Annotated in this window: 15 protein-coding genes (1 of these 15 running past the window's edge); 10 read left to right on the plus strand and 5 right to left on the minus strand. The window is 68.3% G+C overall.

The genetic code is table 11. From position 1 onward, the window contains the following. Positions 1–167: the final stretch of a LysR family transcriptional regulator gene (locus tag AC57B8_RS20585; RefSeq protein ID WP_062470498.1), read on the plus strand. The gene continues 805 nt to the left of window position 1, outside the view; the window shows 167 of its 972 coding nt (coding positions 806–972); its start codon lies beyond the left edge, outside the window; it ends in the stop codon at positions 165–167. Between the two features lie 50 nt (positions 168–217). Here AC57B8_RS20585 and AC57B8_RS20590 read toward each other — a convergent pair whose 3' ends face one another. Further along, on the minus strand, positions 218–391 hold the full coding sequence (locus AC57B8_RS20590) for a hypothetical protein (protein WP_167394953.1): 174 nt from the start codon (positions 389–391) through the stop codon (positions 218–220). Positions 392–520: 129 nt separating this feature from the next. On the opposite strand from AC57B8_RS20590, the gene AC57B8_RS20595 reads away from it, so the two are divergent. Next, complete coding sequence (locus AC57B8_RS20595; RefSeq protein ID WP_095743129.1) at positions 521–1327, plus strand: metallophosphoesterase; 807 nt, start codon at positions 521–523, stop codon at positions 1325–1327. Between the two features lie 16 nt (positions 1328–1343). On the opposite strand, the gene AC57B8_RS20600 is transcribed toward AC57B8_RS20595, so the two are convergent. Further along, positions 1344–2078 (minus strand): GntR family transcriptional regulator, encoded by a 735-nt coding sequence (locus tag AC57B8_RS20600; protein WP_062470492.1) that lies wholly within the window; start codon positions 2076–2078, stop codon positions 1344–1346. 297 nt (positions 2079–2375) lie between these two features. On the opposite strand from AC57B8_RS20600, the gene AC57B8_RS20605 reads away from it, so the two are divergent. The 8 genes from AC57B8_RS20605 to AC57B8_RS20640 all read left to right on the plus strand — a co-directional run bounded on the left by AC57B8_RS20605 (position 2376) and on the right by AC57B8_RS20640 (position 10138). Then, positions 2376–3707, plus strand: a complete 1332-nt coding sequence (locus AC57B8_RS20605) for an aromatic ring-hydroxylating dioxygenase subunit alpha (RefSeq protein WP_496480629.1) — start codon at positions 2376–2378, stop codon at positions 3705–3707. 9 nt (positions 3708–3716) lie between these two features. Beyond that, a complete protein-coding gene (locus AC57B8_RS20610; RefSeq protein WP_496480630.1) occupies positions 3717–5165 on the plus strand; it encodes a glutamine synthetase family protein in 1449 nt (482 codons plus the stop codon). An 8-nt stretch (positions 5166–5173) separates the two neighbouring features. Then, positions 5174–5497 carry a 2Fe-2S iron-sulfur cluster-binding protein gene (locus tag AC57B8_RS20615; protein WP_062470484.1) on the plus strand — a complete coding sequence of 108 codons (324 nt, stop codon included), beginning with the start codon at positions 5174–5176 and terminating at the stop codon, positions 5495–5497. A gap of 97 nt (positions 5498–5594) precedes the next feature. Next, a complete protein-coding gene (locus AC57B8_RS20620) occupies positions 5595–6794 on the plus strand; it encodes an ABC transporter substrate-binding protein (RefSeq protein WP_496480631.1) in 1200 nt (399 codons plus the stop codon). A 36-nt stretch (positions 6795–6830) separates the two neighbouring features. After that, a complete protein-coding gene (locus tag AC57B8_RS20625; protein WP_496480632.1) occupies positions 6831–7691 on the plus strand; it encodes a branched-chain amino acid ABC transporter permease in 861 nt (286 codons plus the stop codon). Then, a complete protein-coding gene (locus AC57B8_RS20630; RefSeq protein WP_496480633.1) occupies positions 7688–8650 on the plus strand; it encodes a branched-chain amino acid ABC transporter permease in 963 nt (320 codons plus the stop codon). Before AC57B8_RS20625 ends, AC57B8_RS20630 begins: the two co-directional genes overlap by 4 nt. Further along, positions 8647–9417, plus strand: coding sequence for an ABC transporter ATP-binding protein (locus AC57B8_RS20635; protein WP_496480634.1), 771 nt, complete (start codon positions 8647–8649; stop codon positions 9415–9417). Before AC57B8_RS20630 ends, AC57B8_RS20635 begins: the two co-directional genes overlap by 4 nt. Next, positions 9410–10138, plus strand: a complete 729-nt coding sequence (locus AC57B8_RS20640; RefSeq protein ID WP_369645825.1) for an ABC transporter ATP-binding protein — start codon at positions 9410–9412, stop codon at positions 10136–10138. Before AC57B8_RS20635 ends, AC57B8_RS20640 begins: the two co-directional genes overlap by 8 nt. Positions 10139–10142: 4 nt before the next feature. Here the strand turns inward: AC57B8_RS20640 and AC57B8_RS20645 are convergent, their stop codons facing one another. The 3 genes from AC57B8_RS20645 to AC57B8_RS20655 form a co-directional block, all read right to left on the minus strand. Continuing rightward, the gene (locus AC57B8_RS20645) at positions 10143–10490 is read right to left on the minus strand and encodes a hypothetical protein (RefSeq protein WP_495303193.1); all 348 of its coding nucleotides are present in this window, start codon (positions 10488–10490) and stop codon (positions 10143–10145) included. Positions 10491–10591: 101 nt separating this feature from the next. Further along, a complete protein-coding gene (locus tag AC57B8_RS20650; RefSeq protein ID WP_159274327.1) occupies positions 10592–11752 on the minus strand; it encodes an ABC transporter substrate-binding protein in 1161 nt (386 codons plus the stop codon). Between the two features lie 85 nt (positions 11753–11837). After that, positions 11838–13430 (minus strand): phospholipase D family protein, encoded by a 1593-nt coding sequence (locus AC57B8_RS20655; RefSeq protein ID WP_496480635.1) that lies wholly within the window; start codon positions 13428–13430, stop codon positions 11838–11840. Positions 13431–13478 lie beyond the last annotated feature (48 nt).

A 13478-nucleotide genomic window follows, 5' to 3' on the forward strand; every position in this document is an offset into this window, starting at 1 on the left:
AGAATCAGCTGGTGGTGCGGGACCTGCCCTTCGACCAGCCGCCGGTGCACGTGGATGCCATCTGGCACCGGCGCGCCCAACATGGGCATTCGCACGAGTGGCTGCGCACGGCGCTGTTGCGCTCGGCGGCCGCGGCGTTCGCGGGCTCGGTCCACGGGCAGGCGTGACCTGCCCTTGGATCCCGGGTGCGCCGCACGGGGCGGCGCGCGTCAGCGAATTACCTGACGACGCTGAGCCAGGCGGAAGCCGCCGCACGCAGCTCCTGCGCGTGGTGCGCACCGCGACCGGCACGGCTGTCGGCGCTTTCCATCAGCGCGGCAGCGTGGCTGGCGGGGGTCTGGCTCGGCGACGAACGGAAGAAACGGGCCACTTGGGCAAGAAGACTGAACATGACGGTGCGCGGCTTGTGGCTGCGACGGGGTTGATTAACGATGGATGTAGATTAAGGGTAATCCCTAGTAAAGCAAGCCCCAGGTTATGCATCTCACGCATAGTGCGATTCACCTAGACTGACCCGACGATGAAGCTGCAACTGCTCTCCGACCTCCACCTGGAATCCCACCCCAACTTTCATGCCGACCCCATCCCGGGCGCCGACCTGCTGGTGCTCGGGGGCGACATCGGCTCCTACCAGGAAGGCTCCCGCCTGACGGACACCGATTTCGGCCTGGGCCGCTTCTCGCCGCGCAAGGGCTGGCCGACGCCGGTGGTCTACGTGCCGGGCAACCACGAGTACGACAACCTCGACTTCGACGCGACGCATGCGCGCCTGCGGGCGCTGTGCGACGAGCTCGGCATCCTCTGGCTGGAGCGCGAGACGCTGGTCATCGAAGGCATCCGCTTCATCGGCACCACGCTGTGGGCCGATTTCGACGCGCTGGTCGAGCCCCGCGACGGCCTCGCCGAGGCGCTCAAGAAGCGCGGCAAGGCGATGCGCGCGGCCGATTTCTACCTCGAGAAAATGGCCGGCACGCGCAACGGCAAGCCCTTCATGTCAGCCGAAATGAGAGAGCAAGCGCTCACCTGTCAGGCCTGGTTGCGTGATGCGCTGGCCCAGCCTTACGACGGCACGACGGTGGCCATCACCCATTTCGCGCCCAGCCTGGCGAGCGCCGATCCGCGCTACGGGCTCACGCCCGGCACTGCGGGTTTCTGCAATTCGCTCGACGAGCTGCTGCCGCACGCGCAGCTGTGGCTGCACGGCCATCTGCATTGCCCGTTCGACTATGTGAAGGACGGCTGCCGCGTGGTCGCCAACCCGCTGGGCTACCGCAGCAATGGCGAACAAGAGGGCTACCAGCCCCAGCTGCTGATCGAGATCCGCTGACCGGCCGTTGCGCCGGTCAGGCGGTGCGTCCTTTGGCCACGAGCCGGATGCCCGGCATGAGTTCGGCCGCGAGTTCAGGCCGCTCCAGCGCGTAGTCGAGGTTCATGCGCGCAATCTCGACGTGTTCCTCGCCGAGCGCCTGGGCGCGCGAGCCCTGGCCGCGCTCGATGGCCTGCACCATCGCGTGGTGCGTGCGGTGCGCCTGGCGCATCCACTGCTGACCCTCCTCCATCGACGACTGCATGGGCAGCATCGCGCTGGGCGCGGCGAAGGGCTGGCCGCCGAGCATGTCCATCACGCGCTTGAGCGCGAGGTTGCCGCAGCCTTCGAGGATCAATCGGTGGAAGCGGTCGTTCATCTCGACGTAGGCCGCGTAGTCGTCGATCTCCATGCTGGGCTTGTTGACGGCGCGGTCACCGTCTTCCAGGCAGTCCTTCAGGTCGCGCAGCAACTGGCGCGACACACCGTCTTCCGCCAGCAGGCGGGCGGCAAAGCCTTCGATCACGCCGCGCACACGGATGGCATCGGCCACTTCCTGCGAGGTGAAGCGGCGCATCTGGTAGCCGCCGCTGGGCGACTGCTCGATGAGCCCTTCGTGCTCGAGGCTGGCCAGCGCCAGGCGCACCGGCGTGCGCGAGGCCCCGAGCTTCTCGGCCAGCGGGATCTCGGCCAGCCGCTCTCCAGGCACGAATTCGCCCTTGAGGATCAGGTCGCGCAGTTGCACGAGCACGCGGGATTGTTGGGAGTCCATCGGGAGGCGCCAGGGCAACAAGGAGAGGGATGAATGGGCGGATTCTAGGAGACCCGCCCGCCACTGCACGCAGCATAGCCAAACGGGCGCGTTTGTTGCATGCACTGCACACAGAAGTGTGTCAAAAACACACAATCACCTCAGAGTTAACCCTATATATGGCCGCTTCGAGCCCCAAAACAGGGCGAATCTGCCGATGAAAGTTTGACCTTTGTCAAAAATCACCAAGACAATGCATACAACTGCATGCAATGCCTGCAGGCCTTCTGACAAAGACCTCTCGATGGAGCCCGCACGATGATCAGCGCCGAGCAAAACGATTTCATCACCCGCGTCGGACCCGGCGCGCCCGCCGGCAAGCTGCTGCGCCGCTACTGGCAGCCGGTGGCCCTGGCCGACGAACTGGCGGGCCCGCGCCCGGTCAAGCCCGTGAAGCTCATGGGCCAGGACTTCGTGCTGTTCCGCGACGAGAGCGGCCAGCTCGGCATGCTCGACCGCGACTGCCCGCACCGCGGCGCCGACCTGGCCTTCGGCCGGCTCGAAAACGGCGGCATCCGCTGCGCCTTCCACGGCTGGCTGTTCGACGCCAAGGGCAACTGCCTGGAGACCCCGGCCGAGCCCGCCACCAGCAAGCTGTGCAGCCGCATCAAGCAGTCGGCCTACCCGGTGATCGAGAAGGCAGGCATCGTCTTCGCGTACATCGGCGAGGGCGAGCCCCCGGCCTTCCCCGACTTCGACTGCTTCGTCGCCCCCGACAGCCACACCTTCGCGTTCAAGGGCCTCTTCGAATGCAACTGGCTGCAGGCGCTCGAAGTGGGCATCGACCCCGCGCACGCCTCGTACCTGCACCGCTTCTTCGAGGACGAAGACACCTCCGAGAGCTACGGCAAGCAGTTCCGCGGCGCCTCGGCCGACTCCGACATGCCCATCACCAAGGTGCTGCGCGAGTACGACCGCCCCGACATCAGCGTGGAGCCCACCGACTACGGCTTCCGCCTGAAGGCGCTGCGCAAGCTGTCGGAAGACACCACCCACGTGCGCGTGACCAACGTGGTGTTCCCGCAGGCCTTCGTGATCCCGATGAGCGCCGAGATGACCATCTCGCAATGGCACGTGCCCGTGGACGACACGCACTGCTACTGGTACGCCGTGTTCACCAGCTTCACCGGCCCGGTCGACAAGCAGCAGATGCGCGACCAGCGCCTGAAGCTCTACGAGCTGCCCGACTACACCTCGCGCAAGAACAAGCGCAACAACTACGGCTACAGCATCGAGGAGCAGCTGACCGAGACCTACACCGGCATGGGCGACGACATCAACGTGCACGACCAATGGGCGGTGGAGTCGCAAGGCGCCATCCAGGACCGCACGCGCGAGCACCTTGGCAGCACCGACAAGGGGATCATTGCCTACCGCCGCGTGCTGGTGAAGGCCATCGAGGCCACGCTGGCCGGCGAAACCGCGCCGATGCTCATCGACGCCGCGCAGGCCAGCGCCATGACCGGCCCGCCGTCGATCGACGGCATCGGCAAGGTGGTCGATGAAGCCGCCACCGAGGCCTACTGGCAGGACGCCGACCGCGCGCGCCGCCTGAAGTCCGACTGGGCGTCTGCACGGCTCGCTGCCTGAGCACGCGCCATGAGCAGCACCAACACATTCGTCGACCGCTTCGGTCTCTGGTCGGCCGACCAGCATGCGCAGGCGCGCGAACTCGTGCGCCGCATCGACAGCGGCGAGGTGGACACCGTCCGCTTCGCCTGGCCCGACCAGCACGGCCTGCTGCGCGGCAAGACCCTGGTCGCGGGCGAAGCGCGCTCGGCCCTGTGGGAGGGCGTGAACCTCACCTCCACCCTGCTGGCCAAGGACACCTCGCACAAGACCGTGTTCCCCGTGTTCACGCAGGGCGGCGGCTTCGCCATCGAGGGCCTGCAGGGCGGCGCCGACTTCACCATCGTGGCCGACCCCGCCACCTTCAAGGTGCTGCCCTGGGCGCCGCGCACCGGCTGGATTTTGTGCGATGCCTACATGGCCGACGGCCGGCCCTGCCCCTTCGCGACGCGGCAGATCCTGCAGCGCGCGGTGGCGCAGCTCGACGAGCTCGGGCTGGACTTCATCGCCGGCCTCGAGGTCGAGTTCCATGTCTTCAAGCTCGAAGACGCGCGCATGGGCCTGGCCGACTCGGGCCAGCCCGGCGAACCGCCGCGCGTGTCGCTGCTCTCGCACGGCCACCAGTACCTGACCGAGCTGCGCTACGACCGCGTCGACGGCCTCATGGAGCTGCTGCGCTCACAGCTCGTGGCGCTCGGCCTGCCGCTGCGCTCGCTCGAGATCGAGTTCGGCCCGAGCCAGTTCGAGCTCACCTTCGGCCCCACGGCCGGCGTGACGCCTGCCGACACGATGGTGCTGCTGCGCAGCGCGATCAAGCAGATCTGCCAGCGCGCCGGCCTGCACGCCACCTTCATGTGCCGCCCGAAGATCCCCAACGTGATGTCCAGCGGCTGGCACCTGCACCAGTCGCTGCGCCGCAAGAGCGACGGCGTCAACGCCTTCATGCCCGAGCCCGGCGGGCGCGACCTCAGCGAGATCGGCATGCACTACCTCGGCGGCCTGAAGGCGCACGCCTGCGGCGCGGCGGCACTGGCCAGCCCGACGATCAACGGCTACCGCCGCTACAGGCCCTTCTCGCTCGCGCCCGACCGCGCGATCTGGGCCCGCGACAACCGCGGCGCGATGCTGCGCGTGCTCGGCGGCCCGGGCCAGAACGCCTCGCGCATCGAGAACCGCGTGGGCGAGCCGACGGCCAACCCGTACCTGTACCTCGCATCGCAACTGTTCTCGGGGCTGGACGGCATCCACAACAAGACCGACCCCGGTCCCTCGGCCGATGCACCGTACGAAACGCCGGCCGAACAACTGCCGCGATCGTTGAGCGACGCCCTCGCCTGCCTGCGCAAAGACGAGATGCTCAACACGCAGATGGGCAAGACCTTCGTCGACTACCTGTGCCACATCAAGGAAGCGGAAATCGCCCGCTTCAACCTCGAAGTCAGCGAGTGGGAACACCGCGAGTACTTCGACATGTTCTGAACCCTTCAATGCCCACGATCCACTACATCCTCAAGGACGGCACCACGCGCGAGGTCGACGCCAAGGTCGGCGCCAGCGTGATGGAGACCGCCATCCGCGGCAACGTGCGCGGCATCGACGCCGAGTGCGGCGGCTGCTGCTCGTGCGCGACCTGTCACGTCTACGTCGACGACGCGTTCCTCGAACTGCTGCCGCCGCCCGACGACATGGAAAGCGCGCTGCTCGATGCCGTCGCGTCCGAGCGTCGGCCCGGTTCGCGCCTGAGTTGCCAGCTCAGCGTGAGCGCCGCCCTCGATGGCCTCACGGTGCGTGTGCCCGATACACAGGTCTGACCAACGCGTCGGGCATCATCGCCCGCTGCCAAACATCCGGTTACAAGCCAGCGGCGCCCGTGCGGCGCATTCCACTCCCACTGAAAGGCGTTTTTTCATGACGACGATGACCAAGCGAACCCTCCTCTCGACCCTGCTGCTCGCCGGCCTCGGCATGGCGGGTGCGGCCCAGGCACAGACCACCGAGCCGCTGCGCATCGGCCTCATCGCGACCTACTCCGGCCCCTACGCCGACTACGGCCGCCAGTTCGACGCCGGCATCGCGCTGTACCTGAAGGAGCACGGCGGCAAGGTGGGCGGTCGCACCGTCGAGATCATCAAGAAAGACACCGCCGGCCCCGCACCCGACGCCGCCAAGCGCATCGCGCAGGAGCTCATCGTGCGCGACAAGGTGAACGTGCTCACCGGCCTGGACTTCAGCCCCAACGCGTACGCCGTGGGCGCCATCGCCACGCAGGCCAAGATTCCCACGCTGGTGATGAACGCGGCGTCGTCGGCCATCACCACCAGCTCGCCCTACGTGGCGCGCCTGTCGTTCACCGTGCAGCAGGTCACCGACCCGATGGCGCGCTACATGCTCAAGCAGGGCGTGAAGGACGCCTACACCGTGGTCGCCGACTACGCCTCGGGTGTCGATGCCGAGACCGCGTTCAAGAAGGCCTTCACCGCCGGCGGCGGCAAGGTCTCGGGCGAGGTGCGCACGCCGATGAACAACCCCGACTTCTCGGCCTACGTGCAGCGCATCAAGGACGCCAAGCCCCAGGCCGTGTTCTTCTTCTTCCCCTCGGGCGTGATGCCGCCGGCCTTCCTGAAGGTGTGGAAGGAGCGCGGCATGGAGCAGGCCGGCATCAAGCTGTTCGCCACCGGCGAAGCCACCGACGACAGCTACCTGGACGCCACCGGCGACGTGGCGCTGGGCCTCGTGACCAGCCACCACTACTCGTTCGCGCACAACTCGCCCAAGAACCAGAAGTTCGTGAAGGACTTCGCCGCCGACAACGGCACCAAGCTGCGCCCCAGCTACTTCGCCGTGACCGCCTACGACACCATGGCCGCCATCGACCTGGCGCTGGCCAAGACCAAGGGCGACACCGCCGGCGACAAGTTCATGGACGCGCTCAAGGGCCTGAGCTTCGAGAGCCCGCGCGGCCCGATCGAGATCGACGCGGCCACGCGCGACATCGTGCAGACCGTCTACATCCGCAAGACCGAGCGCGCCAACGGCCAGCTGGTGAACGTGGAGTTCGACAAGTTCGAGCGCGTCAAGGATCCGGCCAAGGAAGCCGCTCCCAAGTAAGCCAACGCCAGCCAGCACGCAGCAAGCAGGAAATTCATGGGCATCGTGATCTTCGATGGAGTGGCCTACGGCATGCTCCTGTTTCTCATCGGCGTGGGCCTGTCCATCACGATGGGACTCATGAATTTCGTCAACCTCGCGCACGGCAGTTTCGCGATGGTGGGCGGCTATGCGGCCAGCGTGCTCATGAACCAGTGGGGCCTGGGCTTCGGGCTCTCGCTGGCGGCGGCCTTCGTGGCGGCGGCGGTGGTGGGCGCGGTGCTGGAGTTCGTGTTCTACCGGCGGCTGTACCGCGCGCACCCGCTGGACCAGGTGCTGCTGTCGATCGGCGTGGTGTTCGTCTCGATCGCCGCGTTCACCTACTTCTTCGGCCCGACGATGCAGCCCTTCACGCTGCCCAAGGCGCTCGAGGGCCAGGTGTCGTTGCTCGGCCTCGAAGTGGGCCGCTACCGCCTGTTCCTCATCGGCTGCGGCGTGGCCGTGCTGGTCGCGCTGCTGCTGGCCCTGGGCAAGACGCGCTACGGCGCCATGGTGCGCGCCGCCGTCGACAACCAGCGCGTGGCGGGCGGCACGGGCATCCACGTGCAGCGCCTGTTCTTCCTGACCTTCTCGCTGGGCTGCGGCCTGGCGGGCCTGGGCGGCGCGCTGAGCCTGGGCATGCTGGGGCTGGAGCCGTCGTTCCCGCTCAAGTACCTCGTCTACTTTTTGATGGTGGTGTGCGTGGGCGGTGCGGGCACCGTCACCGGCCCGTTCATCGCAGCGCTGCTGGTCGGCATCGTCGACGTGGCGGGCAAGTACTACCTGCCTGAAACGGGCGCCTTTCTCATCTACGTGTTCATGATCGTCATGCTGCTGGTGCGCCCGAACGGCATCGTCGCCAAGAAGGGGCTCGCGTGAAGCCGCTGAGCCTGTCCCCCGCGCAATTGCGCGCGGCCGAAATCGCCTTCTGGCTCGCGCTCGCCTCGAGCTTCTTCCTCTTGCCCGACAAGCTCACGCTGATGAGCCAGATCATGATCTTCGGGCTCTTCGCCGTGTCGCTGGACATGGCGCTGGGCTACGCGGGCATCCTCACCGTGGGCCACGCCGCCTTCTTCGGCGCGGGCGCCTACGCGGCCGGCCTGCTCGCCAAGTACGGCTGGAGCGAGCCCTTCACCGGCCTGGCGTTCGCGCTCGCCGTGTGCGCCCTGCTGGGCTATGTGCTGAGCTACCTCGTGGTGCGCGGCGCCGACCTCACGCGGCTGATGATCACCATCGGCGTGTGCGTGCTGCTGTTCGAGCTGGCCAACCGGCTCTCGGGCATCACGGGCGGCACCGACGGCCTGCAGGGCGTGGTGATCGCGCCGGTGCTGGGCCTGTTCGACTTCGACCTCTACGGCAAGACCGCGTTCGGCTATGCCTTCGGCGTGGTGCTCGCGATGTTCCTGCTCGTGCGGCTGGTGCTGCGCTCGCCCTTCGGCCTGGCGCTGCGCGGCATCCACGACAGCCGCAAGCGCATGACGGCCATCGGCTCGCCGGTGGAAGCGCGGCTGCGCATGGCCTACGCGATGTCGGCCGCCGTGGCCGGCGTGGCGGGCGCGCTGCTGGCGCAGACCACGCAGTTCGTGGGCATCGAATCGATCAGCTTCAACCGCTCGGCCGAAGTGCTGATCATCCTCGTGCTCGGCGGCACCGGGCGGCTGTACGGCGGGCTCATCGGCGCCATCGTCTACATGCTGGTGCACGACTGGTTCGCCGACATGAACCCGCAGTACTGGATGTTCTGGCTCGGCATCTTCCTGATCGCGGCCGTCATGCTCGGGCGCGGCGGGATCATGGGCGCGCTCTCGCGCGTGGTGCGCACGGGGAAGGCGCGATGAGTACGAACACCACCACGCACGCGCTGCGCACGCAGAACCTGGGCATCCGCTTCGGCGCCTTCCAGGCCGTGAGCGACGTCAACCTGTCGCTCGAGCCCGGTGCGCGGCAGGCGCTGATCGGCCCCAACGGCGCCGGCAAGACCACGCTCATCAACCTGCTCACGGGCGTGTTCAAGCCCACCAGCGGCCAGATCCACCTGGGCCCGCGCGACATCACGCGCCTGCCCGGCGACAAGCGCGCCCGCATGGGGCTGGCGCGCACCTTCCAGATCAACACGCTGTTCCCCAGCCTCACGCCGCTGTTGTCGGTGGTGCTGGCCATCAGCGAGCGCGAAGGCCTGGGCGCCACCTGGTGGCGGCCGCTCAAGGGCTGCACCGCCGTGTTCGACGAGGCGCATGCGCTGCTGGCCACGCTGAAGCTCGACGCCCTGGCCGACGTGCCCGTGGCCGAGCTGGCCTACGGCAAGCAGCGGCTGCTCGAGATCGCGCTGGCGCTCGCCGCCAAGCCCCGCATCCTGCTGCTCGACGAGCCCGCCGCCGGCGTGCCGGAAGACGAGAGCGGCGAACTCTTCGAAGCCATCGCGGCGCTGCCGGCCGACATCAGCGTGCTCTTCATCGAGCACGACATGAAGCTCGTGTTCCGCTTTGCGCGCCGCATCTCGGTGCTGGTGGGCGGACGCATCCTCACCGAAGGCACGCCCGCCGAGATCGGCGCCGACCCGCGCGTGCGCGAGGTCTACCTGGGAAGCTCGCACCACCATGGCTGAAACCGCCGCACTCGCCTTCGACCGCGTCACCGCCGGCTACGGCAACGCCGTGGTCCTCGACCGCCTCGACTTCTCGCTGCGGCCTGGCGAAAGCCTGGCCATCCTCGGGCGCAACGGCGTGGGCAAGACCACGCTGCTCGAAACGCTGATGGGCAACACCCGCGTGATGCAAGGCGCGATCCGCTGGCAAGGCGCCGACATCACGCGCTGGCCCGCGCACCAGCGCGTGCGCGCGGGGCTGGGCTGGGTGCCGCAGGAGCGCGAAGTGTTCCCCTCGCTCACGGTGGAAGAAAACCTCACGGTGATCGCCCGCCCCGGCAGCTGGACCTTGCAGCGCGTGTACGAATTCTTTCCGCGCCTGCGCGAGCGGCGCGGCAACTACGGCAACCAGCTCTCGGGCGGCGAACAGCAGATGCTGGCCATCGGCCGCGCGCTCATGACCAACCCGAAGCTGCTGCTGCTCGACGAGCCCATGGAAGGCCTCGCGCCGATCATCGTGGAAGAGCTGGCGGCGGCGATCCGGCGCCTGTGCGAATCCGAAGGCCTGGCCTCGATCGTGGTGGAGCAGCACCCGGTGCTGGCCCTGGACATGACGCACCAGGCGATCGTGCTGGAGCGCGGCACCGTCGTGCACGCCGGCCCGAGCGCGGCGCTGGCGGCCGACAAGGAGCTGCTCGAAGGCCTGCTGGGCGTCGGCATCGCCGAAGCACCGGCCGGCTGAGCCGTCAGGCCAGGCCGATCCGCCGGGCCCGCACGAAGAAACGCCACGACGCCAGCCCCCCGGCGATCAGGCTCACGCCCCACGACAGCCACACGCAGGTGTACAGGATGAAGGCCAGGCCGACGTCCACCACGGGTGCCAGGAAGGTCGTGTCCTTGCCGAACAGCACGTGGGTGCCCAGGCCCCACCACACGAAGTACGGCAGCACAGCCAGGCACAGGCCGTAGACAAGGCTGGCCGCCAGCGGCCCAAGGTGCTCGCGCAGCACGGCCCAGCGCACGAGGAAGAACAGGGCCAGGTCCAGCAGCACCAGGGCCAGCAGGCCGAGGCCCAGGATGAGTTCGAGGGTCATGGCCGCACTGTAAGCACGCCGACCCGCGAGAGGGCCGTGCGTGTGCCGGCGTACCGGCAGGCGCTACCGTGCGCCGCAGCGCGCGGTACGCCTCGACCGCATCAGCTCAGCATCTGCCCGCGGCTGCCGATCACGGCCACGTCCACGAACTGGCCGCCTTCGCGGTTGGAGCGGCCGTAGTTGATCTTCACGCCGCCCAGGTCGAAATTCTCGATGCTCGCCATGCCGCCGAGCACGGCGGCGCGCGTCGGCGCGGGGCCGGCGCGGCGCAGGCCCTCGGCCAGCACGGCGGCGTTCATGTAGCCCTCCAGGCTGGTGAGCGAGAAGTCCTTGGTGCCGTTGGCCACCATGTCGGCCTGGTAGCGGCGCACGATCTCGAACTTGGTCGAGTACGGCGACGGCACCACGATCACGAAGCCCAGGCCGCGCGCCAGGTCGCCCATGGCCGACAGCGCGCTGGCCGTGATCGAAAGGCCGTAGGCCGAGCTGCTGTTGCCCGCGCCGCGCAGCGCCTTCAGGAACACCGGCGCCGTGCCCGCCAGGCCGACCACCACCACCTGCGGCTTGGCCTTGGCGATGGCCTCGGCGGCCGGACCCACTTCCATGCTCGTGGTGTTGGGCGTGGTGGCGATCACCGCCGGCTCCAGCTTGGCCTTGGCCAGCGCGTTCTTGAACGCCGCCAGCACCGACTGGCCCAGCGGGTCGTTCGAATGCACGAGGCCGATGCGGGTCTGGCCCAGCACGGCGGCCGTGCTCACCAGCTTGTCGACCTCCTGGTCGTAGTTGGCGCGCACCCAGAAGGTGTTGGGCGAGGTCTTCTTGCGCAGCGCGATGGTGCCGGTGATCGGGCCGACCACGGCCATGCCGGGCACCGCGTCCATCACCTCGGCGGTCTGGCGCGTGCCCAGCGGGTGCACCAGCGCGAGCACCGAGCCGTCTTTTTCGAAGGCCAGCGCGTTGGCCTTGGCCACCTCGGGCTTGAAGGTGTCGTCGGCCATCACGAGCTCGACCTTGCTGCCGTGGATGCCGCCGGCCTTGTTCAGCGCGTTGAAGAACGCGGTGGAGCCCTGGTACAGCCCCTGGCCGTTGGCCTTTTCGACGCTGCTGTTGTCGAAGGTCGTCCCGATGCGGATCGCACGGTTCTGCGCGAACGCCGGAAATCCCAGCCCGACGGCGGCCGTCGTGGCGGCCAGCCCGGAAAGAGCGCGGCGGCGGCTGGTGGAAAGCGGCGCGGTCGACTCGCGCGGCACGGGGACGGTCATGATCAAAGCCTCCAATAGTCGGTGACAAAAGTTCACATTTCAAACAGAAATGTAACGCACCTCACTGGATCGGTCATGACAAACCCTAGAGCAGCTCCTCGCCCACGATGGGTAAAAGCAACCAGTTCTTGAAGCGCAGCCAGAGGAATTCCCCCGGTTCGTCCTCGTGCACGATGTCGCCGCCGGCGTCGTCGTATTCGAGCCACTGCACACGCCGCCCGCCGGGCGCGAGCCGCAGCCGGTAGCCCAGGTTGACGCGCTCGCCGTTCATGAGCTTGTCGTAGTCCTGCACCAGCCGCGGGCTGTCGATCACCAGCCCCATCTCGGTGTTGACGGCGGCCGAGCGGTGGTCGAGGTTCATCGAGCCGACGAAGAAGCGCTCGTCGTCCACGATGGCCAGCTTGGCGTGCAGCCGGCTGATCGACTTGCCGAAGTCGCCGAAGCGCCCCGAACGCCCGGTGAGCGTGGGCGCGATCTCGTAGATGGTGACGCCGATCTTCAGCATGTCGGCGCGGTAGCGCTCGTAGCCCGCATAGGCCAGCGGCTCGTCGGTGGCGCCCAGCGAATTGGTGACCACCGTGATGCGCCCGCCGCGCTCGATGGTCGCCTTCATCATCGCCATGCCGCGCGCACCCGGAATGAAGTACGGCGAGCCGATCTTCACTTCGTGCTTCGCCGCCTGGATCACGCCGAGCGCGCCCTCGGTCACGCTGCCGCCGTAGGCCGCCTCGGCCTTGCGCGTGATCTTGTCGGGGTCGTCCACGAACAGCGTGGCCGGGGCCCAGTAGCGGTCGATGCGGCCGGTGGTGAGCTGCTCGCCGAGCGGCGACTTGTTCAGGATGTCGCGCTGGCGCATGGGCACGTCGGGCACGGCCGCGCGCGCCAGGGTGTCGAAGCGCCGCTGGGCTTCTTCCACCGGCAGGCGCCGCGGCGCGATGCGCTCGATGGGCCAGGCGTGCTCGCTGTTCCAGTAGCGGTCGAAGCCCTCGGACATGCGGCGCACGATCGGCCCGCTGGACAGCACGTCCATGTCGATGAAGTTCGCCGCCGTGCTGCGCATGAAGTACTCGTTGGCGATGTTGCGCCCGCCCGAGACCGCGAAGCTGTTGTCGGCCACCAGCAACTTGTTGTGCATGCGGTGATTGATGCGGCCGAAGTCGCCCAGCGAGAACAGCAGCCGCGCGGGCAGCGAGCCGGCGCGCGAGGGCAGCGGGTTGAACAGCCGCACCTCGATGTTCGGGAAGGCCGAGAGGCTGCTGAACACCTCGTCCTCGCCCGCCGTGTACAGGTCGTCCACCAGCAGCCGCACGCGCACGCCGCGCGCGGCGGCCTCGCGCAGTTCCTTGAGGAACAGCAGGCCGACGTCGTCGTTGCTGATCAGGTAGTACTGCACGTCGAGCGACTTCTCGGCGTGCCGCGCCAGCGAGATGCGCGCATCGAACGCGAACGCCGCCTCGGGCAGCAACCGGAAGCCCGACAGCCCCGCCGCCCCGCCCTGCGGCGCGTCCTGGGCGGCCAGCCGGCCCAGGTCGGTGTCGGCCACGTCGGTGATCGCGCTCGTGAGCACCGGGTGCGGCTGCGGCGGCGGCAGGCTGGCGCAGCCCGCGAGCCAGGCGAGGGCCAGCCCGCTCGACACCAGGGCGACGAAGCGACGGAGGCGGAACAGCGCGGCGGCCATGGGTCGCACTGTAGCGCCGCAGAGCCCGGCCGGGGCGGCATGCCGCCC

This window comes from Variovorax sp. BGA-UO-ETr-C22, from assembly GCF_059567965.1.